The sequence below is a fragment of the Massilia sp. DWR3-1-1 genome (assembly GCF_049898325.1).
GTDB lineage: Bacteria > Pseudomonadota > Gammaproteobacteria > Burkholderiales > Burkholderiaceae_D > JAFCUW01.
Genome location: NZ_JAFCXL010000009.1, coordinates 180,958 through 202,771 on the forward strand (window position 1 = coordinate 180,958; position 21,814 = coordinate 202,771).

Consider the following 21,814-nt stretch of genomic DNA (forward strand, 5'->3'; position numbering starts at 1 on the left):
CGACGCGAGATTACCACTTTTTTGGCCAGCCCCCGGCACGGCGGCTGGAATATTGCATTTGCTTACTGATTGGGCGGCGCCGTGCGGCGCTGGCGGGCCAGCTCGATCTTCTGGCACAGTTGCGCCGCACCCAGCGCCAGCCGTGGTCCCGGGCGCGTCAGCAGCACGCCGTCGAGGCGGAACAGGTTGCCCCGCTCGACCGCGAGCAGGCGCCGGTAGGGCTGCCACATGCCGATGCCCAGGTCGGCCGCATCGTGCGCCTCGCTGCCGAAGATCGCTTCGGGATTTTCCTGCAGCACCGCTTCGATGCCCACCGACGGCGCCACCACCTTGAGGCCGCCAAACACGTTGACGCCGCCGCACAGGCGAATGGCGTCGCCGATGATGTGGCGGTCGCTGAGCGTGTACAAGGGCTGGTCCCAGACCTGGTAAAACACCCGCACGGGCGGGCGCGCCCCGTATTGCGCCTTGAGCGCGGCGATGCTGGCGCGGTAGCGCGCCGCCGCCGGCGCCGCCTGCGCCGTCGTTCCCAGCAAGGCGCCCAGCCGCTCGACGCTGGTGGCGACCTGTTCGAGCGTGCGTGGCTCGCTGAAGAACAGCGCGATGCCCAGTTGCTGCAACTGCGCCAGCTGGCGCGCGGTATTGCCGCTTTGCCAGACCACCAGCAGATCGGGCTTGAGCGCAATCAGCCGTTCCAGGTCGATGCGCTCGTCGCTGCCCACCAGCGGCACCTGGCTGGCCGCTGGTGGATAATCGCTGTAGTTGATGGCGCCGACCACCTGGGCGCCGCCGCCGGCGGCGAACAGCAGCTCGGTGATATGGGGCGCCATCGCGATGACGCGCCGGGCCGGCGCAGCCAGAGTGACGCGGTGGCCGGCATCGTCGACGACGCTGACGGCGGCGCCGGCAGGGGCCGCCGTCAGCGCCGTCAGCATCAGCCCCGCCAGCGCGCCCTTAAAAATCATAGCGCGCCGACAGCTTGAGCTGGCGGCCGTTTTCCGGATAGATGCCGGCGCGGCAGCTGAAGGCCTGGCTGGTGAAGCGCTTGTCGGCCAGGTTGCTGCCTGCCAGCGCGAATTCCCATGGGCCCACGCGCTGCGCCAGGCGGGCGTCGAGCGTCGTGTGGGCGGCAATCTGCGCCGTGCAGCTGTTGCTGAAATCGCTGCCGAAGCGCTGGCGGTCGACCCACTGGGCACCCAGGTCGGCCGAACGGCCGCTGCCCGGCGTCCAGCTCAGGCGCGCGCTCACCATGTTGGCCGGCACCAGGGTCAGGGCGCGGCCGCGGTTGACGCCGTCGGTGAAGCGCGCCGTCAGATGCTGGGCGTGGCCGCTGAGCCGCCAGGCGGCGGCCAGGCGCAGCTGGCCATCGAGTTCGATGCCGCGGCGCTCGGTGGCGTCGAGGTTGGTGTTGGCGCCGGGGAAACCATTGACCAGCACGGTGGGATCATAATAAATCTCGTTGACCAGGCGATGGCGAAACAGGCGCACGGCCAGCGCATTGCCATCGTCGGCCCAGCTGGCGCCCGCCTCCAGGTCGTGCGAGGTCTGCGGCGCCAGGATCGCGCTCGACGAGCGGTAACTGTTTTCATCGGCGTTGGCCAGGCGGTAGCTGTGGCCGGCCTTGGCGTGCAGCGTCAGCGCCGGCACGATGGCGTAGCTGCCCTGCAGGTCCCAGGCATTGAGCGACTGGCCCGCGTGATCGCTGGCCGCCGGGTAGCTCAGGGTGTCGGTGGTGTCCTTGTCGAACACTTCGTGGCGCACGCCGGCGGCCAGGCGGGCCGCATGGGCGCCGTCGAAGCGCAGCTCGTCGCGCACGTACACGGCGCGGGAGCTCTGGCGCGCATCGGCGTTGGAGAAATCGGCGCTGGTGCGGCGCTTCCAGCGCAGCAGGTCGACGCCGCCAACGAGTTCGTTGTCGATGGCGCCGAAGCGGGCCCGCTGGCGCAGGCGGGGCGAGAACTGCGTCTGCGCCGTGGCATAGCGCGCGTCCGAGACGGACGGCCCGAAACCGAAGTCGGCGACGTAGTGGGCCTTGACGGTTTTTTCGCGGTGCGACAATTCGGCCACCAGGTCGACGGCGCCGAAGCGCTGCTCGAGGACGGCGCTGACGCGGTCGCTGTCCTGCGCGCCGAAATCGTCCGGCGTCAGGCTCTGGCCGGGATTGGCATCGAACTGCGCTTGCGTGAGCGAACCGGGAAAGCGCGATTTCTGGCGGGCGCTGTCGACGCGCACGCCGATGTGGCCGTCGCCCAGCGCAAACTGGGCGCCGCCGCTGAAGGTGCTGGCCTGGTAGCGGCTGTTGGCGCGGTCGTTGTCGCTGGCCTGATTGTCAATGGCGGCGTCGAGCGCCACGCCGCGGTAGCTGGTGGCGACCGAGGCGCGGGCGTCGTGCGCGCCCAGCGTGCCGATTTCGGCGCTGAGGGAGGCGCGCGTGGCCCGGGCGGCGCTGCCGCGGCGGGTGATGATCTGGATCACGCCGCCGGTGGCGCCGTCGCCATACAGCACGCTGCTACCGCCGCGCACGATTTCGATGCGTTCGACGGTGTCGATGGGGATGGCCGAGAGCACCGGATTGGCCAGTTCGTTTTCCGACAGGCGCACGCCATCGACCAGCACCACCATGTTCTGGGCGCTGTTGGTGCCGAAGCCGCGCAGGTCCAGCGAAAAGTCGGGACTGGCGTCGAGGCTCTGGCGGCCGAACACGCCGCCGACCTTGCGGATGGCCTGGTTGACGTCGGTGGCGCCGGCGCGGCGGATGTCCTCGGCGCTGATGACGGTGGCGCCGATGGGCGCGAGGGCCAGCGGATTGGCAAAGCGCGAGCCGGTGACGAGCACGGTGGGCAGATCGCTGGCGGCGGGGGCATCGGCGCTGCCGCTGCTGCCGCTGGCGTGGGCGGCGCTGGCGAAGCAGGCCGACAACAGGGCGGCGAGGACGAGCGGCTGGACGGCGCGCGGGCGCCGGGAATGGGAAATGAACATCATGGTGAGCAGTCTTTGCAATGCGTTTCCGGCCATGCGTCCCCGCAAGCCGGATTCAATGAAAGCGCCGGTCGGCGCTTTCCCCTGTCTGGCCGGTATCCGGGCTCACCAGCTTCACCGCCTCACCTTCCCACGCGCACGTGGTGGTATTCGAGGCGGCTCTCGCCCGCGCCTTGCGGCAGCGGACGAGGCTGGTTGACCGTTGCGGGGGCAGCACACGTGAGGCCGGCGGCGCGCGGCGCCTGGGCCTGGTGTTTCCCGTTTAACTGCCGGCGAGATCACGCCGGCGGGCACCAAAACCCCGCCATTATATGCTGCGGCGCGCCCCATGCCACGGGCGCCGTTGGTGCAGGCGGCACGACGGGCCTTGAATTACGCTTAAAGAGGCGCATAATAGTACTAGCTAGTACAAGTTTTACTTTGACGGCGAAAGCGCCCGCTTTCGCCCCGATTGCCCTGAAGGAGTTTGCGATGTCGAGTACCTTGCCCACCTATTTTGTTTCGCACGGCGGCGGTCCGTGGCCGTTCATGAAGGACCAGACAGGCAGCGCCTACGATCAGCTCGAAGCATCGCTGGTGGACATGCCGCGCCAGTTGGGCCAGCGGCCCCGCGCCGTGCTGGTGGTGACGAGCCACTGGGAAGCGGCCGATTTCATGGTGTCATCGGGCGCCGCGCCGGGCATGATCTACGACTACGGCGGCTTTCCGCCCCACACCTACCAGGTCAGCTACCCGGCGCCCGGTCATCCCGCACTGGCGCAGCGGGTGGCCGAACTGGCGCGCGCGGCCGGCCACCCCGTCACGCTCGACGAACAGCGCGGTTTCGACCATGGCACGTTTTCCATGCTGGTCCCCGTCTACCCGGAGGCCGACATGCCGGTGGTGCAATTGTCCATCAAGCACGGCTACGATCCGGAAACCCACCTGGCCCTGGGCCGCGCACTGGCGCCCTTGCGCGACGAAGGCGTCCTGATCATCGGCAGCGGCCTGTCCTTCCACAACCTGCGCCAGTTCGGCCCCGGCGGCAAGCTGGCCTCGCAGCAGTTCGACGGCTGGTTGCAGCACGTCTTGCTGGACCTGCCCCCCGCTCAGCGCAGCGCCGCGCTGCGCCGCTGGAGCGCGGCGCCGTCCGCGCGCGTGGCGCATCCGCGCGAAGACCACCTGGTGCCGCTGTTCGTGGCGCTGGGCGCGGCCGAACAGGAAGTGGCGGCCTGCGTGTATCACGAGGACGCGTTTTTCGGCAGCCTGGCGGTGTCGAGTTTCAGGTTCGGCGCAGCAGCGGCTGCGTAAGCGGGGCGCCGGGCGCCGCGGGCAGGCGGATGGTCACGGGCCGTCCGCCTTGGCCGTGCCGTCATGGCGTCGCGTTACACCACGGCGGCGTTGAGGGAGCCGGGCCGCCGCGCCAGCAGGCGAGAGAGCCGGTGCAGACCGGCCTGGAAGCGTCCACGGTCCTTGATGCTGCCCAAGGAGATTCGAATGGCATTCGCCGAGACGCTGCCAGTGGCGAACGCCTGCGCCGGCGTGACGGCGATGCCCTCGCTGTCGGCGGCATGCGCAAACTGCGAGCAGTTCCAGTACGCGGGCAACTCGAGCCACACATGCAGGCCGTCGCCGAGGCCGCTGTAACGCCCGGCAAGGATATCCCGGGCCATGCGGTGGCGCAGGCGCGCCTCCTTGCGCACGCCTTCCATCAATCGCTCAGCCGAACCGTCGAGTATCCACTGCGTGGCCAGTGCCGCCGTCAAGGGTGCGACCATCAGCGAAAATGACCTTAACGCGACCAGAAACCGTTCGCGTTCGTGCGGGTCGCGTATCAGCACGTAGGCGACCCGCAAGCCGGGCGTCAGGCATTTCGACAGCGTGCCGATGTAGACCACCTGGTCCGGGGCAAACGTGGCAACAGGTGGTGGCGGGGTGTCGGCCAGGCGCCAGTAGGGATCGTCCTCGAGAATGCGCACCTTGCAGCGCTTCGCGATGCTGGCGAGCGCCTTGCGCCGGCGTTCGGGCATGGTGATGGCGGTCGGGTTCTGCAACGTGGGATTGAGGTAGACCAGGGCGCTCTTGTGCTGGCGGCACGCTTGCTCGAGCAGTTCAGGCACCATCCCGTGCCTGTCCGCGTCCACCGCAATGATGCGCCGGCCGAACTGGGTCGCCGCGGCACGCAAGCCCGGATAAGTGATGGGCTCGGCCAGGATCACATCGCCAGGCACCGTCAGCGCAAGGATCAAGGCGGCGATCGCCGCTTGCGCACCGGGACAGACCAGGACCTGCCGGGGATCGAGCGGTCCAAACATCGGTGCGAGCCATGTGGCGCCAGCCTGGCGGTCGGAGGCGCTGCCCCCGGCCACGTGGTAGGTCATCAGCAATTCGTTGTCTGCCCTCATCATTACTTGAGACAAACCTTGTTTCAACATGTCGTCGAAGTCCACGCCAGCGGGCGGCGGTGGGGTATTCATGCTCAGGTCGAGGATCGAGGTCAATTCGACCTTCGGCGCCGCGACATAGGTGCCGCGCGCGCCGCGGCCCTCCAGCAAGTGGCGACGCCTGGCTTCGTCGTAGGCGCGTGTAATCGTCGTCAGGTCAACGTCGAGCTGTGCTGCCAGCTGGCGCTGCGGCGGCAGACGGTCGCCCGGCTTGAGCGATCCGTCTGCCAGCGCCGCCTGCAAGGCATCGGCAATCTGCAAAAAACGCGGCCCTTTGTTTCCGGCCAATCGGGGCAACCAGGTGGAAAAATTTTCACCTTGTATGTTTTTTAACTGGGACATTTTGTCTCAATGTATGGAAATTGCTTTTAGGTAGTATGCTTCAGAACGTGCCGCAGGTAGAGGGAATGACCGGTTCAAACAGGATGCCTGGGCGCTGGTTTGAACGAACGATGAAGCTGCTCAGGCAGCGTGTTGAGGTAGTGTTCCTCACGATAGACAGTATCAAGTAATAGCCTGGAAATACGCAAAATGATGGATTGGATCCCGATAGTGCTGGTAACGTTCAAGGCGCTCGTGCTCGGCACGGGCATGTTCTTCGCCATCAAGTGGCATTACGATCAAGGCAAGAAGGAGCAGGACAAGCGCGCGCTGCTACGCACGGTCGGCAAGGTGGCCGCAGTGTTCGTGCTATTGGTCGCGGTGCTGGTGTTCCTCACCTTCGTCCTTAGCAGCAAGCTCGGTTTGGACTTGACCTTCCCATGATGGGAAAGCGCCTTGCACAGTGCCGCGCAATGTGCGTTGGCGTCATGGCGTGGCAGCGGGACTACTCGGCAACATCGGCTTGACGATGTCGGCCTTCAAGACGAACCTTGCGTTCGTCGGTCCAGCGGCGCTTGTCGCTTCGTCGAAGATGGCCATGTTTCTTGCGTCGCTGAAGGCAGGTGCTGCCGGCTAAGCCAGACGCATTCGCCGCCATCGGCTGAGGGAGTTCACTAGCCGCCGCGCTTGCCGCGTGCCGCGTTCAGCGCTTTTTCAGCCGCCACGGCCGCCGCCTTGGCCGCCTTTTCCGCCATCGCCACGGCGTGCAGTTCCAACTGTGCCGCACGGCTCGCGGGAGTTTCCAGGCTGATACGTCCCAGTACGCCCGTGCGGTAATCCTGCAGGAAGGTGTGCGCGGCCTTTTCGAAATCGAGGTCGCCGCCCTTCTGGCGGTAGCCGCGCCGCGCCGCCACCGCTTCGATCACGCCGATGCCGTCGAGGCTTTCGGTCTTGAAGCCGTAGCGGGTGCTCAGCAGCGCGGGATAGCGCTCGAGCAGCACTTCGGCCAGGAACACCGCCACCTCGTCTTCGATCAGCGCGTTCGAGCCGACGGCGTGGCTGGCGGCCAGCATCAGGCCGTCGCTGGCCAGGGCGATCTTTGGCCACAGCATGCCGGGCGTGTCGACGAGGATGATATTTTTGCCCAGATACAGTTTTTGCTGGATCTTGGTCACGGCTGGCTCATCGCCCACCTTGGCGACCTTCTTTTTCAACAGGGCGTTCATCAGGGTGGACTTGCCCACGTTGGGAATGCCCATGATCATGATGCGCAGCGGCTTGGTGGGCACCCCGCGGTGGGGCGCCAGCGACAGGCACAGCGCCGGGATGCGGGCGACATCGGCCGGCTTCTTGGTCGTCATGGGGAAGGCGGTGACGCCTTCCTGGGCATCGTAATAAGCGCTCCAGGCGGCGGTGGCGGCGGGATCGGCCAGATCGACCTTGTTGAGAATTTTCAGGCAGGGCCGCTGACGAAACAGGCGCAGCTCTTCCACCATGGGATTGCAGCTCGCCTCGGGCAGGCGCGCATCAAGCACTTCGATCACCAGGTCGGTGTTCTCCATCTGTTCGGCCGCCTTTTTGCGGGCGGCGTTCATGTGGCCTGGGTACCATTGGATCGACATGCTGGGCTTTCACTCTTGGACAATCCCGCTATTTTACGTTGTCGCCCCCTCCCCCGCGACTTTCTCGCAGCGCTTTGTTGGTCCCGGCGCCGTGCCCCAGGTCTGCCGCACCCCGTATCGCCGGGCTTTCCCTTGCCTGATCCCCCGCAAGAAGTTGCCCATCAGAAAAAATAATACCTTTCTCGTCGCCAAGGAACTCCCCATGCCCCCGTCAAAGACAGGAACATCCTCGTCGGCGTGCTGAGCGCGGCGGCCCTGCTGGCCGCCGCCAGTGCCGAGTACGACGTCCGCGCCGCCAGACCGTCTGCCCCTGCCCCTGCCGCTGCCGACCCTGCCGACCTTGCCAGCCCTGCCAGCCCTGCCAGCCCGCACCAGAGCGACATGGCGCAGCTCACGACGACGCTGGCGCCGGCGAAGCCGTTCGCCGGGCAGGCCACACCGATCGCCATTCCGCCTTAGGCGGCCGTGGTCGTCATCAAGGGCAAGCGATTTAGCGCGCGCAAAAAAGGCGTACAGCCCTGACCGCGGCAGCCAGCGCGGCACCGGCACGAAGCTGATCACGCACCCGGCTGTGCCCTACAGTGCCGTCGCCTCCACATCGGCTCGCATCGGCGCGGTGATGCCCTGCCAGTTCCCCTGCAGATAATGGGTGTAACGCTCGCCATCGTCGCGCAGGCTGACGGAGTGGAAATTCCACTTGGGCGTACCGCCCTCGTTGGGCTGGGTGCCCAGCGTCAGGTCGCGGCAGAACCAGTCGCGGGGGTTGCAATAGGCGCCGCCGCCCGCACCGGCGACGCCGCCGGCGCTGTGGTACGCGACCACTTCATCGTCCTGGCCCGGCAACAGAAACGAATAGAAGGTGCCGCGGGCGCCCGCATACATGTAGAACATGAGGCCGCGGGTGTCGTTGTGGTTGTACATGGCGCGGATGGTGGTGGTGCGCAGGTCGCGCGCCAGCGCTTCGCCGGTGGCCCAGGCGCCCGCGTCGGCCAGTTCGGTGCCGCCCGCGGCGCCGGCGGCAACGCGGATCCATTTGATGTTCCAGCCCGTTTGCGTGGGCGCGCCGGGGCCGGCCGGCGCGCACACCCCGGCCCCGTTCGGCGTCGCATTGGTCACGCTGCGCGGGGAGCCGCCATAGTTGGCCAGGTTGTAGCCAATCATGGGGTCGCCCGCGCTGTAGGCGGCGATGTAGCACCAGTTGCTGCCCGTGCAGAAGCAGTCGAGGGCATTGCGCACGATGCCGCTTTGCCCGGCGATGCTGCCAACACCGTCCCAGTTGACGGCCTGCTTGCCCACGCCGGCGCTGACCTGGCCCGGCCCCCAGTAGCTGAAATCCTGGTAGTTGCCGATGGCGCCACCCGCACCCCGGCCGTTGATCCACAAGGTGTAATTGGCGGCCGAGGCGCTCATCGGGAGCGCACCCAGCAACAGCAGCAACAACAGACACACCCGCAGCACCGCCTTGTTCATGACGCCCTCCCGTGTTTTCTCGTACAGGGTTGGAGTGGGCGGCGGGGGCGAAAGTTCAAGCCTGCGGTGCGCTCTGCGTCAATCGATCTGCGCCAGCGCCTTGACGTGCGCCACCACGCTGCGCCCCAGCGCCGACAGGTTGTAGCCGCCCTCGAGGCAGCTGACGATGCGCCCTTGCGCATGTTCGGCGGCGACCGCCATGATCTGCCGGGTCATCCAGCTGTAGTCGGCCTCGACCAGCGCCATGTCGCCCAGATCATCTTCGCGGTGCGCATCGAATCCTGCGGAAATAAAAATCATCTGGGGCTTGAACGCGTGCAGGGCCGGCAGCCAGTGCGCGCTCACCAGTTGGCGTACCAGCTCGCCGCCGCTGCGGGCCGGCACCGGCAGGTTAACGCTGTTGGCCGTTTCCGGCTCCGGCTCGCTGTAAGGATAGAACGGATGCTGGTAGAAGCTGCACATGAGCACGCGCTGGTCGTCGTGGAACGATTCGGCCGTGCCGTTGCCGTGGTGGACGTCGAAATCGATGATGGCCACCCGTTCCAGGCCGTGGCCGTCGAGCGCCTGCAGCGCCGCCAGCGCCACATTGTTCAACAGGCAAAAGCCCATCGCATTGCCGGGACGCGCATGGTGGCCGGGCGGACGGATCGCGCAGAAAGCGTTGTCGATATCGCCGGCGATGACGGCGTCGGTGGCGGCCATGGCACAGCCGGCCGCGCGCAGTGCCGCCTGGTAGCTGTGGGCGTTGAGGATGGTATCGCCGTCGATCGGATAGTACGCGCCTGCTGCGGGAAGATTGTCGCGGATCACGGCCAGCGCTTCCAGGCTATGATTGCGCAACACCGCCGGGATCTCGGCCAGCGGCCCGTCGCGCCGTTCGAACAGGCCGTCCAGGCGGGCGCGGATCAACTGGTCTTCGATCGCTTCCAGGCGGGCGGGACACTCCGGGTGCCAATCGCCCATTTCGTGGCGCAGACAATCAGGATGGCTGTAGATGGCTGTGCTCATAGAGTAATATTTATATCCTCGTGCCATGTTTTTCAGACTGGGCGCCGTTTCTCTTATAGAATCTTTGCCAAGGCTGCACTATGCGCGAAAGCTTGCGCTACTGCTAATTTACCATGCCACGCGCGGCCCGTGCAGGCGCGCGGCACACCGTGGCGCCGGTGTGCGACCGGCCTGTCGTTGAACCAGTTGACAAAAAGGCAGCAATGTTCGAGAAACTGCATGCGGTGGCCCGCCAGGTGGGCCAGATCGTCGTCGGCAAGGATGTGCAGGTGCGGCAGGCGCTCACCTGCCTGCTGGCCGGCGGCCACCTGCTGGTGGAAGACGTGCCGGGAGTCGGCAAGACCACCCTGGCCCACGCGCTGGCCATTTCGCTGGGCATGCAGTTCAACCGCGTGCAGTTCACCAGCGACCTGCTGCCGGCCGACGTGGCCGGCATCTCCGTCTACGAGCGGGAAAAAAACGGCTTCGTGTTTCATCCGGGGCCGATCTTCACGCAGGTGCTGCTGGCCGACGAGATCAACCGCGCCACGCCGAAGACCCAGTCGGGCCTGCTCGAGGCGATGGAAGAGCGCCAGGTCAGCGCCGATGGCGTCACCCGGCCCCTGCCGACGCCATTTTTCGTCATCGCCACCCAGAACCCGTCGCACCAGGTGGGCGTGTTTCCCCTGCCGGAGTCGCAGCTCGACCGCTTCCTGATGTGCCTGTCGCTGGGCTACCCGGACGCCGCCGCCGAGCGCGCCCTGCTGATGGGCGAGGACCGGCGCGCCATGCTCCGGGCCCTGCCGGCGGCCATGCAACCGGCCGAACTGGTGGCGGCCCAGCAGGCCCTGGGCACCATCCATGCCTCGGGCGCGCTGATCGACTACGTGCAGGCGCTGGCGCACGCGTCGCGCCATGACGGCCTGTTCGCCGAAGGCCTGTCGCCGCGCGCCGCGATCGCCCTGCTGCGTGCGGCGCGCGCCTGGGCCGCGCTGGAAGGGCGCGACCACGTGGTGCCGGAAGACGTGCAGGCGGTGCTGGTGCCGGTCTGCGCGCACCGGCTGCGGCCCTTGAAATCGGCGCACGGCGTGGCCGTGGCCAGCCGCGACCTGGTGCTGCAGTTGCAGCAGTCCGTGCCCGTCTGAGGACGCAATGAGCGGTCCAGCAAGCCAGGCCGGCGCCGGCGCCCCGCCCGTTCCAGGCCGGGCCGGGCTGTTGCGCCGCCTCGAGGGGCGCTTGCGCCAGTTGCTGTTCCCCCTGCACGGCGCGGAAAGCGGCGAAGTGCTGCTGCACCGGCGCCGCGTCTACATCCTGCCCACCAACGCGGGCCTGGGCTTTTGCGCGCTGGTGCTGGTGCTGCTGGTGGGCGCCACCAACTACAACCTGGGCCTGGGCTTCGCGCTGGCCTTCCTGCTCGTTTCCTGCGGCCTGGTCGACATGCTGCTCACCTACCGCAACCTGGCCAATCTGCGCCTGCGCGCCGGCCGCGTGGCCCCCGTGTTCGCGGGCGCCGAAGCGCGCTTCGAGCTGGTCCTGATCAACCGCAGCGCGCTCGAGCGCTACGCCATCGGCGTCGATTTCGTCGGCACCGGCCCCCGTTACCTGACCGACGCGGCGGCCGGCGGCGAGACGCTGCTGACGCTGGCCTGCCCGACCAGCGTGCGCGGGTCGCTGGCGGCGCCGCGCGTGCGCCTGGTGACGCGGTTTCCGCTGGGCCTGTTCCGCGCCTGGGGCTACTGGCAGCCCGCCATGCGCGCGCTGGTCTATCCCTTCCCCGAAAGCGAGGCGCCGGCGCTGCCGCTGGCGGGCGCGAACGCCGACGACGGCCGCGGCAGCGCCGGCCAGGACGACTTCGGCGGCATCCGCAACTACCAGGCGGGCGACTCGATGCGCAGCCTGGCGTGGCGCCAGATCGCCCGCCTCGACCTGGAACACGGCGGCCAGCTGGTGACCAAGCATTTCGAGGGGGGCGGCGCCGATGAACTGGTGCTCGATTTCGCCGCCATCGCCAGCACCGTGCCCGTCGAAGCGCGCCTGTCGCGCATGACGCGCTGGGTGCTGATGGCCGAGCAGCGCGGCCTGCCCTACGGTTTCAGGCTGGGCAGCCTGCACCTGCAAGCCGGCCACGGCGCCGCGCACCAGGCAGCATGCCTGCAAGCGCTGGCTCTGTACGGCAGCGGGGCGGCGCTGTGAAAGCGCGCGCGCCGCTGGCGGCGCTGCGCGCCTGGCTGAAAAATTTCATCGCCCGGCTGCCACGCGACAAGGCCGACACGCTGCTGCTGCTGGCCGGCGCCCTGCTGGTGCTGGCGCCGCACGCGCTGCACCTGCCCCTGTGGGTGACGGCGCTGTCGCTGGCGACCATGACGTGGCGGGTGGCGATCACCGTGCGCGGCACCCGCCTGCCGCCCACCAGCCTGCTGGTGCCGCTGGCGGTGGGCGCCGTCGGCGGCATCGGGCTCACCTATCAGACGGTACTGGGACGCGATGCCGGCGTCGCCACGCTGGTGCTGCTGGTGGCCTTCAAAATGCTGGAAATGCGGGCGCGGCGCGATTTATATGTGGTCATCTACCTGTGCTTTTTTCTGCTGCTGACCACCTTCTTTTACGCCCAGGGCGTGGGCACGGCGCTGTTGATGCTGGCGGCGATCGTGGTGCTGTTCGCCGCCCAGCTGTCGTTTCAGTTTACCGGTGCGGTGCCGCCGCTGCGCCGGCGCCTGTGGCTGTCGGCGCGCCTGGTGCTGCTGGCGCTGCCGATGGCGGCGCTGCTGTTCGTGGTGTTCCCGCGCCTGCCCGGTCCCTTGTGGGGCATGCCCGACGACGCCGCCATCGGTCGCACCGGCATGTCCAGCAGCATGACGCCGGGCATGCTGGCGCGGCTGGCACAATCGGACGAGACCGCCTTCCGCGTGCGTTTCCTCGATGCCGCGCCGGCGCCGCCACTGCGCTACTGGCGCGGCCTGGTGCTGGCCGATTTCGATGGCCGCAGCTGGACCCAGGGCGCCGCCAGCGGCGCCGACAGCGCCCGCGCGGTCAGCCACAGCTGGCAGGGCGCTCCCGTGCGCCACGAGGTCACCCTCGAGCCCAGCGGCCAGCGCTGGCTGTTCGCACTCGACCTGGCCGACGCCGCGCCCGCCGTCGGCGGCGCCGCCAGCACCCTCAGCGCGGCGCGCGAACTCACCGCCGCGGCGCCGCTCGACCAGCGCGTGCGCTACGCCGTCGTCTCGCATCCCCACTACCGGCTGCAGGCCGACGCCACGCTGGCCGACGATGCGCGCTGGCTGCGCCTGCCGGACGGCGCCAATCCGCGCGCGCGGGCGGCCGGCCTGGCCCTGCGCGCCCAGGCCAATCCCGTCGAACGCATCAACGCCGTGCTGCGCAGCTTTCGCCAGGAAAAATTCGTCTACACGCTCGAGCCGCCGCGGCTGGGGCGCGATAGCGTCGACGCCTTCCTGTACCAGACCCGCAGCGGCTTTTGCGAACACTATGCGAGCGCTTTCGTGTTCCTGATGCGCGCCGCCGACGTGCCGGCGCGCGTCGTCACCGGCTACCAGGGTGGCGAAATCAATCCCGTCGACGGCTTCATGACGGTGCGCCAGTCCGACGCCCACGCCTGGGCCGAGGTGTGGCTGGCCGGGCATGGCTGGCTGCGCGTCGATCCGACGGCGGCGGTGGCGCCCGGCCGGGTGCTGCGCGGCGCCAGCCGCCCGGCCCGCCGCGGCAATCCCTTCGGCATCGCCGCCCTCGACGGCCTGATCAACTTTGGCGCCGACGACGATTCGCTGCTGGGCCAGTTGCGCTTTCGCGCGGCGGCGCTCAACAACGGCTGGAACCAGTGGGTGCTCAACTACACGCCCGAGCGCCAGCGGGGCGCCGTCGACGCCCTCGCGGCCAGCGCCAGCGATCCGCGCAACTGGGGCGCGCTGGCACTGGCGGCGGCCCTGCTGGCGCTGCTGCACGCCAGGCGCCAGCGGCGCCAGGGCGATCCGGTCGATGCGCTATACTCGGCGCTGTGCCTGCAACTGGCGCGCCACGGGCTTATCCGCGCCAGCGCCGAGGGCCCGCTCGACTTCGGCCGGCGCATCGCCGCCGCCGCCATCGCGCCGGCGCGCAAGCAGGCCGCCACCGACTTTCTGCGGCTGTACGTCGCTTACAAATATGGCGCGCAGCCAGCTCCGCCGGGGCTGCGCGCCAGCCTGAAAAATCTGTTGACCAAACTTTGATGATCGTCTCGCCGTCTCTGCTGAAATACCGTCCCCGCCTGCGTGCGTGCCTGAGCGTGCCGGCCCTGCTGGCGAGCTTGCTGGCCGCCAGCCTGGCCTTCGCGCCCCAGCCGGCCCGCGCCGCCGCCGAGAAAAAACCGGGCGCCACCAGGCACAAGGCCGAGCGCCATCCGAAAGCGCTCAAGGTGCTCGCCGCGGGACGCGCCGCCAGGGGCGCCGGCGGCAAGGCGGCCAAGGCCGCTGCCGCGGCCGCCGCGCTGGCCGCCGCGCGCAAGCTCGAGGTCCAGGGCGAGCCCGTCAACTTCCGCGGCTGGCAGGCGGTAGCCGACTTCGAAGCGGACATGGTCAGCAAGTACAGCTTCGACGCGGCCGCCCTCAAAGCGGTGATGGAACAGGTCAATTACATCGACGCGGCGGTCCAGCTGGTCAAACCGGCGCCGCCGGGCAAGCCGAAGAACTGGCAGGCCTACCGCGATCGCTTCATCGAACCGGTGCGCATCAATGCCGGCATCGAATTCTGGAACCGCTACGCCGACGTGCTGGCGCGCGCCGAAGCCCAGTACGGCGTACCGGCGGAAATCATCGTCGGCATCATCGGCGTTGAAACCGTGTATGGTCGCAACACCGGACGCTTCCGCGCGCTCGACGTGCTCACCACGCTGGCGTTTGCCTACCCGGACGCGCCGAACCGGCTGGCGCGCCAGGCATTTTTCCGGGGCGAACTGGAAAACACCTTGCTGCTGGCGCGCAAATCGAATATCGATCCGTTTAGCCTGATCGGCTCGTTTGCGGGCGCCATTGGCCTGCCGCAGTTCATGCCCGGCAGCATACTGGCCTATGGTGTCGACTTCGATGCCGATGGCAAGATCGACTTGCGCGGCTCGCCGGTCGACGCCATCGGCAGCGTCGCCAATTTCCTCGTCCAGCACGGTTGGCGCCCCGCACCGGGCCAGAGCGCCGTGTATCCCGCCCAGGTGTCTGCCAGCCGCGCCTGGGAGGGCATGATCGGCCAGGGTCTGAAAGCGACTTATACGCCGGAGCAACTGTCCGGCGCCGGCGTGACGGTGGCGGCGGCGCTGCCCGCCGACACCCTGTTCGGCCTGGTCGACCTGCAGAATGGCGCAGAAGCAACAGAATACTGGCTGGCAAGCGATAATTTTTTCGCTATCACCCAGTACAACCGCAGTTACTTCTATGCCATGTCCGTCATCGATCTGGGACGCACGATTCGCCAGGCACGGGCCGGTGGCGCATTGTGAAGTGGGAAACTTTGTAATCAACTGTAACGAAGGCGTGCCGTTCTGACACCAGGGCTTTAACGATTCCTCCTTGATACTCCCCGGGAGTATCAAGGAGGAACGTACGAGCTGATCATTGCAACCTGCACCAGTTTTCCCGATACTCCCCTAAAACTTGCAACGACATCACATTCATTTCCATTCGTGCGGCCAAAATCGGCAAATTGCTCTACACTTAACTTTAATCAGACAACAATTCCCCATCAGCGTAGATGTGAGAGAATTGCACTGTGGCTACGTTGCATAGCGACAACAATAAACGACACACAAAACGTAAAAATTTATTGCTGTCAGGTATTACATTGGAAATTCTTGTACAATTGTGTATATATTTTCCAAAGTGTTCTCGGAAACCATTGCAGTCAGCATTAATTTACATGGTTGTAGCAGCGCGAACGCCGAGTCTATGAACCAGTAGCACAACTCAAATAGGAATGATCGAAAATGACAAACCAAGTCGGCATTGACATGAACAGCGATTCGGATTCGGACGATCTGTTGCAATACAACCCTAATCGGTTGCTCGACACCTTGATCGAAAACCTGCGTCTGAAAAATGATGCAGCCCTGTCGCGCGCGCTCGAAGTGGCGCCGCCCGTCATCTCGAAAATCCGCCACCACCGCCTGCCGGTTGGCGCCTCGCTGCTGATCCGCATGCACGAAGTGAGCGATCTGTCGATTCGCGACCTGCGCTACCTCATGGGCGATCGTCGCAACAAATTCCGTATCAGCGACAAGCAGTTCAAGCCAAAAGAAGGCGAGCCACAGGCATAAAGGCTTGCCGGCGACACCCTGTCGCCGCCTGCCCGCCTGCGCCCGTTCGCCCTGTCCGGGCCTGCAAGCATGAAACATGCATGATGCCGACCTCCCGCTGCGCGGGATGGCGGCATTTTTTATGCGCGCCGCAAACCCGCCTCAGGCGGGGAATACGCCGGTCGACAGGTAGCGGTCGCCGCGGTCGCAGACGATGAACACGATAGTGGCGTTCTCCACCGTTTGCGACACGCGCAGGGCGATTTCGCAGGCGCCGGCGGCCGAGATGCCGCAGAAAATCCCCTCTTCGGCCGCCATGCGGCGTGCCATGTGTTCGGCCTGGGCCTGGCTGACGCTTTCGATCTGGTCGACCCTGGCGCGATCGAAAATTTTCGGCAGGTAGGCTTCGGGCCACTTGCGGATGCCGGGAATCGAGGAGCCCTCTTCCGGCTGGGCGCCGATGATGCGCACCGCCTCGTTGCGCTCTTTGAGGTACTGCGACACGCCCATGATGGTGCCGGTGGTGCCCATGGCGCTGACAAACTGGGTGACGCGGCCGTCGGTATCGCGCCAGATTTCCGGGCCCGTCGTTTCGTAGTGGGCGCGCGGATTGTCGCCATTGCCGAACTGGTCGAGGATGATGCCCTTGCCTTCGCGCTGCATCTGCCCGGCCATGTCGCGCGCATATTCCATGCCGCCCGTCTTGGGCGTGAGCACGATCTGGGCGCCGTAGGCGGCCATGCTCTGGCGCCGCTCGATCGACAGGTTATCGGGCATCAGCAGCACCATTTTGTAGCCGCGCACGGCAGCGACCATGGCCAGCGCGATGCCCGTGTTGCCGCTGGTGGCCTCGATCAGCGTGTCGCCCGGCTTGATGTCGCCACGCTCCTCGGCCCGCTTGAGCATCGACAGCGCGGCGCGGTCCTTGACGGAGCCGGCGGGATTGTCCCCCTCCATTTTGCCCAAAATGATGTTGTTGCGGGCCGCCGCATCGGCGCCGGGCAGGCGCACCAGCTGCACCAGTGGCGTGTTGCCGATCGTATCTTGGATGGTCTTGTAAGACATGGCTCTCTCTGGCTATTCGGTCAAGCTGCCATTGTATGCCGGAGCGTCTGTTTGCGTTTGATGAGATGCCACCCGATGCCCGCGAGCACCAGTGGCAGCGGCGAGACCGGCAGCGCGCCTGCCGGTCTCGTGCGGTTTATTTCGCGGTCGCGGCGGCCTTCTTCGCCTCCCCTTTCGGCGCCGCCGCCACGCTGGTCCCGTCGAGCGGCTTGCCGCCCACCGTCAGGCCGGCGCTCGACAGTTTACGCGCGCTCTTCTCGCCCACCCCCTGCACCCGCTTCTCGAAATCGGCCCAGTCCTTGAAGGGACCGTTTTTGGTGCGCTCGTCGATGATGGCCTTCGAGGTTTTCGGCCCGATGCCCTTGATGCCATCGAGCGCGGGGGCATCGGCCTTGTTGACATCGACCTGGGCCATGGCGAAACCCATGGTGGCGACCAGCGTCGCCACTGCCAGCATCAGTTGCTTGATCATAGTGTGTCTCCGTAAATGGTTCACGGGGGGCACATGCCGCCCGAGACCAATCAACGGCCACGCGGGCGCGGCGTTGACGGCGCACTGATGAGCGCGCGCAAGGGCCCTACAAACCGGCGCCGAACAATTCGGCGCGCGTCACCGTCGCCGTGCCCAGTTTGCCCACCACGATGCCGCCGGCCCGGTTGGCCGTGATGAGGGCGTCGGCCATCGACATGCCGGCACCCAGCATGGCGGCCATGGTGGCGATGACGGTGTCGCCGGCGCCGGAGACGTCGTAGACTTCCCTGGCGGCGGCGTGCATGTGCAGGATTTCGTGGGCGCTGTACAAGCTCATGCCCTCCTCCGAACGGGTCAGCAGCAAGGCGTCCAGCCCCAGTTCGACGCGCAGGGCCTGGGCCTTGTCGGCCAGTTGCTGCTCGCTGTTCCAGCTGCCGACGATGCGCTTGAGTTCGGACTTGTTGGGGGTCAGGATGGAGGCGCCCGCATACGGCGAGAAATCGTCGCCCTTCGGGTCGACCATCACCACCTTGCCGGCGGCGCGGGCGCTGCGGATCATGTCAGCCACATTGACCAGGCTGCCCTTGTTGTAGTCCGACAGGATGATCACATCGTATTGCCCCAGCTTGCTGTTGAAAGCGGTCAACTTATCGCGCAGCACGGTGTCGGTGGGGGCGTCCTCGAAGTCGATGCGCAGCAGTTGTTGCTGGCGGCCGATCACGCGCAGCTTGATGATGGTGGAAATGGCGCTGTCGCGCTGCAGGTAGCTGTGGATGCTCGATTCGGCCAGCAACTGGGCCACCTGCTCGCCCGCTTCGTCGGCGCCCACCACGCCCAGCAGGCCCACGTGGGCGCCCAGCGAGGCGACGTTGCGGGCGACGTTGGCGGCGCCGCCCAGGCGTTCCTCGCGCTTTTCCACGCGCACGATGGGCACCGGTGCCTCCGGCGAAATGCGGCTGACCTCACCGAACCAGTAGCGGTCGAGCATGACGTCGCCCACCACCAGGATGCGCACCGCCGACAGGTCGGGTGCGGCGATGTGGGGATTGCTGTCGGGGGTCAGGAGTCGGCTGGGGGCAGATGCGTGCATAGTCTCTTAGTTTAATGGCGGGTCAGCACGGAGCGGCCGATGCCATGGTATTGAATGCCCGCTTCGGCCATCTGGGCAGGTTCGAACAGATTGCGGCCGTCGAATACCAGCGGGGTTTTCAGGCAGGCCTTGATGGCCTCGAAATCGGGACTGCGGAAGGCTTTCCACTCGGTGACGATGATCAGGGCGTCGGCGGCCGACAAGGCGTCCAGCGCGGTCTCGGCAAAGCGCACGCGCGCCAGTTGGGCGGCATCGAGGTCGAGTGCCAGCACCCGCCGCGCTTCCGCCATCGCCACCGGGTCGAAGGCGGCGACGCTGGCCCCGCGCGCGAGCAACTGGCGCAGCAGCACGCGCGCGGGGGCCTCGCGCATGTCGTCCGTGTTGGGCTTGAAGGCCAGGCCCCAGACGGCGAAATGGCGGCCCGTCAAGTCTTCGCCGAAGGCCGCCACCACCTTCTCACCCAGCACCAGCTTCTGGCGCTCGTTGACCGCTTCGACGGCGCGCAGGATCAGCAGGTCCTGGTCGTGGCTGCGGGCGGTGCGCTCGAGCGCCTGGACGTCCTTGGGGAAGCACGAGCCGCCGTAACCGGCGCCCGCGTACAGGAAGCTGTGGCCGATGCGGGGGTCGGAGCCGATGCCGTGGCGCACTGCCTCGATGTCAACCCCGACCCGGTCGGCCAGGTTGGCCAGTTCGTTCATGAAGGAGATGCGGGTGGCCAGCATGGCGTTGGCGGCATACTTGGTAAATTCGGCCGAACGCACGTCCATCCAGTAGAGGCGCTCATGGTTGCGGTTGAACGGCGCATACAGTTTCTTCATCAGCTCGCGCGCACGCAGGCCCGCCGCGTCGCCGTCGTGGCCGATGACGATGCGGTCGGGCCGCAGAAAATCCTCGACCGCCGCGCCTTCCTTGAGAAATTCGGGATTCGACACCACCGTGAAGCTGGCGCCGCCCTCCTGGCCGGCGCCGTCGATTTCCTCGCGCAGCGCCGCGCCGACGCGCTCGGCCGTCCCCACCGGCACGGTCGACTTGTCGACGATGACTTTAAAACCGCGCATGTGGCGGCCGATGTTGCGCGCCGCCGCCAGCACGTACTGCAGGTCGGCCGAGCCGTCTTCGTCGGGCGGGGTGCCAACGGCGATGAACTGCAGCACACCGTGCGCGACCGAGGCGGCGATGTCGGTCGAAAAGCGCAGGCGGCCACTGGCGCGGTTGCGCGCCACCAGGTCAGCCAGCCCCGGCTCATGGATGGGAATGCCGCCGCTGTTGAGCAGGGCGATCTTGGCGCCATCGAGATCGAGGCAGAACACGTCATTGCCCAGTTCGGCCAGGCAGGCGCCCGTCACCAGGCCGACGTAGCCGGTGCCGATAATGGTGATCTTCATGGTCGTTCGCCCCGCGTCAGTTCATCACATTGAGTTCTTCGGTACGGCGCGGCGGGTAGCTCTCCCAGCGGCTGCAGCCGGGACACTGCCAGTAGAACTGGCGCGCCTTGAAACCGCACTGGCTGCACTGGTACCGGGCCAGCTTCTGGGTGTAACCGTGCACCAGGTTCTTCACCATCGACAGCTCTTCCCAGATCGCCGCCGGCGCGTCCATCAGGCGCGCCTCGAGCAGCTTGTCCAGGCCCAGCAAGGTGGGATTGCGGCGCAGCTCTTCGACCACCACCAGCTTGGCCGCCTCCACCCCGTCGAGCTCGATGACGGCCTTGAACACCACTTCGATCAGGTCGATCGAGGACGCCTCGGCCAGGTAAGCGCGCAGCAGGTTGACGCCCTCCTGCGGCCGCCCCACTTTGCGGTAGCCGTCCATCAGGCGCGCCGCCACCAGCGCCACGTGCGGCACGCTTTGCTGCTCGACGCGGCGCCAGGTCAGCAGGGCGCCCTCGACCTCGCCCTGGGCCAGCTGGGCGTCGCCCAGCAGCATGGTGGCGCGCACGTTCTTGCGGTCGGCCAGCAGGGCCTGGTCGAGCAGCGCGATGGCCTCGACCACCTGCATCTGCACCAGCGCGTCCTGCGCCAGCTCGCAATAGAACTGGGCGATTTCCTTCTGGCGGGCGCCGGCGCCCGATTCCTGCAAGCCGCGCGCGGCGTCGATGGCGCGGCGCCATTCCTTCTCGCGCTGAAAAATCTCCAGCAAGGCGCGGCGCGCCTGCACGGCGTAGGCGCTTTCGAGCAGCATATTAAAGGTCTCTTCGGCGCGGTCGAGCAGGCCCGCCTTCAGGTAATCCATGCCCAGTTCGTACTGGGCGTGCTGCTGCTGCTCGAGCGGCAGATCGGGACGCGAGAGCAGGTTCTGGTGGACCCGGATGGCCCGTTCGATCTCGCCGCGGCGGCGGAACAGGTTGCCCAGCGCGAAGTGCATGTCGGCCGTCTCCGGATCGAGCTTGACGATGTCGATGAAGGCGTCGATGGCCTTGTCATGCTGGTCGGCCAGCAGGAAATTGAGGCCCTTGAAATAGGCCGCCGGCAGGCTGCGCGATTCAGCCAGCAACTGCTTGATGTCGACCCGCGCGGCGATCCAGCCGAGGGCAAAAAAGAAGGGGATGCCAAGCAGCCACCAGAGTTCAAATTCCATGAATTATTTTTGTTGTGAGGTGAGAGGGACGGCGCGGGCCGGGCGCGCTCAACGGGGCGTCGCCACGCTGTCGGGCTGCGGCGCGCTGCTGGTGCTCACCTGGGCGTTTTGCAGGGCCGAGATGGTGTCTTCATGGCGCGTGCGCTCGCGGCGGTGCCGGAACACCGTCGGCGTCACGGCGAGGATGCCCAGGGCGGCGCCAGCGACGAAGAACGCCAGCAGCATCAGCACGAGCGGGCCGCGCAGTTCGTAATTGAGGAAAAAATGCAGGTCGACTGCCTGGGTGTTTTTCAGCGCGAAACTGAAGAACAGCACAAACAGGATCAATCCAACGAGGGTGGATACCAATTTCATCAGCCAGGTCCCGATGGGGTCGAAATGCGAAGTGTCTCACATCGGGGGGATTTATTCAAAGCATGGCGCCACGCCACGGCGGCGCGCCCTTGCGGTCACTGCGGGGGCAGCGAGCGATCCGGCGAAAAAACGGCATACATCGGCAACAAGCCGGCAACAAGCCGGCAAAAAGCCGGCAAAAAG

Annotated in this window: 20 protein-coding genes and 1 riboswitch; of the genes, 8 read left to right on the forward strand and 12 right to left on the reverse strand. The window is 66.8% G+C overall.

Annotated features, from left to right (window positions below; genetic code table 11):
- Window positions 1–62: 62 nt before the first annotated feature.
- Both ACP7EY_RS11905 and ACP7EY_RS11910 read right to left on the reverse strand, forming a co-directional pair.
- The gene (locus ACP7EY_RS11905) at window positions 63–965 is read right to left on the reverse strand and encodes a cobalamin-binding protein (RefSeq protein ID WP_426193721.1); all 903 of its coding nucleotides are present in this window, start codon (window positions 963–965) and stop codon (window positions 63–65) included.
- A complete protein-coding gene (locus tag ACP7EY_RS11910) occupies window positions 955–3,000 on the reverse strand; it encodes a TonB-dependent receptor family protein (protein ID WP_426193723.1) in 2,046 nt (681 codons plus the stop codon). Before ACP7EY_RS11910 ends, ACP7EY_RS11905 begins: the two co-directional genes overlap by 11 nt.
- 52 nt (window positions 3,001–3,052) lie before the next feature.
- A riboswitch (cobalamin riboswitch) is annotated at window positions 3,053–3,292 on the reverse strand.
- Between the two features lie 158 nt (window positions 3,293–3,450).
- Between ACP7EY_RS11910 and ACP7EY_RS11915 the strand changes: the two genes are divergently transcribed.
- Entirely contained in the window at window positions 3,451–4,269 is an 819-nt protein-coding gene (locus tag ACP7EY_RS11915) for a DODA-type extradiol aromatic ring-opening family dioxygenase (protein ID WP_426193725.1), read from the forward strand.
- Between the two features lie 74 nt (window positions 4,270–4,343).
- Here the strand turns inward: ACP7EY_RS11915 and ACP7EY_RS11920 are convergent, their stop codons facing one another.
- Window positions 4,344–5,744: a PLP-dependent aminotransferase family protein gene (locus ACP7EY_RS11920; RefSeq protein ID WP_426193727.1), complete on the reverse strand. Its 1,401-nt coding sequence runs from the start codon at window positions 5,742–5,744 to the stop codon at window positions 4,344–4,346.
- Window positions 5,745–5,933: 189 nt separating this feature from the next.
- On the opposite strand from ACP7EY_RS11920, the gene ACP7EY_RS11925 reads away from it, so the two are divergent.
- The gene (locus ACP7EY_RS11925) at window positions 5,934–6,167 is read left to right on the forward strand and encodes a hypothetical protein (RefSeq protein WP_426193729.1); all 234 of its coding nucleotides are present in this window, start codon (window positions 5,934–5,936) and stop codon (window positions 6,165–6,167) included.
- A 19-nt stretch (window positions 6,168–6,186) separates the two neighbouring features.
- Window positions 6,187–6,360 carry a Na+/H+ antiporter NhaA gene (locus tag ACP7EY_RS11930; RefSeq protein ID WP_426193731.1) on the forward strand — a complete coding sequence of 58 codons (174 nt, stop codon included), beginning with the start codon at window positions 6,187–6,189 and terminating at the stop codon, window positions 6,358–6,360.
- 37 nt (window positions 6,361–6,397) lie between these two features.
- Here ACP7EY_RS11930 and ylqF read toward each other — a convergent pair whose 3' ends face one another.
- The 3 genes from ylqF to ACP7EY_RS11945 form a co-directional block, all read right to left on the reverse strand.
- The gene (gene ylqF, locus ACP7EY_RS11935; protein ID WP_426193733.1) at window positions 6,398–7,345 is read right to left on the reverse strand and encodes a ribosome biogenesis GTPase YlqF; all 948 of its coding nucleotides are present in this window, start codon (window positions 7,343–7,345) and stop codon (window positions 6,398–6,400) included.
- Between the two features lie 576 nt (window positions 7,346–7,921).
- A complete protein-coding gene (locus ACP7EY_RS11940) occupies window positions 7,922–8,815 on the reverse strand; it encodes a hypothetical protein (protein ID WP_426193735.1) in 894 nt (297 codons plus the stop codon).
- Between the two features lie 78 nt (window positions 8,816–8,893).
- A complete protein-coding gene (locus tag ACP7EY_RS11945) occupies window positions 8,894–9,823 on the reverse strand; it encodes a histone deacetylase family protein (RefSeq protein ID WP_426193737.1) in 930 nt (309 codons plus the stop codon).
- A 203-nt stretch (window positions 9,824–10,026) separates the two neighbouring features.
- Between ACP7EY_RS11945 and ACP7EY_RS11950 the strand changes: the two genes are divergently transcribed.
- The 5 genes from ACP7EY_RS11950 to ACP7EY_RS11970 all read left to right on the forward strand — a co-directional run bounded on the left by ACP7EY_RS11950 (window position 10,027) and on the right by ACP7EY_RS11970 (window position 16,094).
- Window positions 10,027–10,947 carry an AAA family ATPase gene (locus tag ACP7EY_RS11950; RefSeq protein WP_426193739.1) on the forward strand — a complete coding sequence of 307 codons (921 nt, stop codon included), beginning with the start codon at window positions 10,027–10,029 and terminating at the stop codon, window positions 10,945–10,947.
- 7 nt (window positions 10,948–10,954) lie between these two features.
- Window positions 10,955–11,995 carry a DUF58 domain-containing protein gene (locus tag ACP7EY_RS11955; protein ID WP_426193741.1) on the forward strand — a complete coding sequence of 347 codons (1,041 nt, stop codon included), beginning with the start codon at window positions 10,955–10,957 and terminating at the stop codon, window positions 11,993–11,995.
- Window positions 11,950–14,022: a transglutaminaseTgpA domain-containing protein gene (locus tag ACP7EY_RS11960; RefSeq protein WP_426193743.1), complete on the forward strand. Its 2,073-nt coding sequence runs from the start codon at window positions 11,950–11,952 to the stop codon at window positions 14,020–14,022. The genes ACP7EY_RS11955 and ACP7EY_RS11960 overlap by 46 nt, the downstream gene beginning before the upstream one ends.
- A complete protein-coding gene (mltB, locus tag ACP7EY_RS11965) occupies window positions 14,022–15,281 on the forward strand; it encodes a lytic murein transglycosylase B (RefSeq protein WP_426193744.1) in 1,260 nt (419 codons plus the stop codon). The genes ACP7EY_RS11960 and mltB overlap by 1 nt, the downstream gene beginning before the upstream one ends.
- 483 nt (window positions 15,282–15,764) lie before the next feature.
- Window positions 15,765–16,094: a hypothetical protein gene (locus tag ACP7EY_RS11970; RefSeq protein WP_099788908.1), complete on the forward strand. Its 330-nt coding sequence runs from the start codon at window positions 15,765–15,767 to the stop codon at window positions 16,092–16,094.
- Window positions 16,095–16,235: 141 nt separating this feature from the next.
- On the opposite strand, the gene cysM is transcribed toward ACP7EY_RS11970, so the two are convergent.
- The 6 genes from cysM to ACP7EY_RS12000 form a co-directional block, all read right to left on the reverse strand.
- The gene (cysM, locus tag ACP7EY_RS11975; RefSeq protein ID WP_426193746.1) at window positions 16,236–17,138 is read right to left on the reverse strand and encodes a cysteine synthase CysM; all 903 of its coding nucleotides are present in this window, start codon (window positions 17,136–17,138) and stop codon (window positions 16,236–16,238) included.
- Between the two features lie 136 nt (window positions 17,139–17,274).
- On the reverse strand, window positions 17,275–17,610 hold the full coding sequence (locus tag ACP7EY_RS11980) for a ComEA family DNA-binding protein (RefSeq protein ID WP_426193748.1): 336 nt from the start codon (window positions 17,608–17,610) through the stop codon (window positions 17,275–17,277).
- A gap of 106 nt (window positions 17,611–17,716) precedes the next feature.
- Complete coding sequence (rfaE1, locus tag ACP7EY_RS11985) at window positions 17,717–18,700, reverse strand: D-glycero-beta-D-manno-heptose-7-phosphate kinase (protein WP_426193750.1); 984 nt, start codon at window positions 18,698–18,700, stop codon at window positions 17,717–17,719.
- Between the two features lie 11 nt (window positions 18,701–18,711).
- On the reverse strand, window positions 18,712–20,085 hold the full coding sequence (locus ACP7EY_RS11990; protein ID WP_426193752.1) for a UDP-glucose dehydrogenase family protein: 1,374 nt from the start codon (window positions 20,083–20,085) through the stop codon (window positions 18,712–18,714).
- A gap of 16 nt (window positions 20,086–20,101) precedes the next feature.
- The gene (lapB, locus tag ACP7EY_RS11995) at window positions 20,102–21,277 is read right to left on the reverse strand and encodes a lipopolysaccharide assembly protein LapB (protein WP_426193754.1); all 1,176 of its coding nucleotides are present in this window, start codon (window positions 21,275–21,277) and stop codon (window positions 20,102–20,104) included.
- 48 nt (window positions 21,278–21,325) lie between these two features.
- A complete protein-coding gene (locus ACP7EY_RS12000) occupies window positions 21,326–21,631 on the reverse strand; it encodes a LapA family protein (protein ID WP_426193756.1) in 306 nt (101 codons plus the stop codon).
- Between the last annotated feature and the right edge of the window lie 183 nt (window positions 21,632–21,814).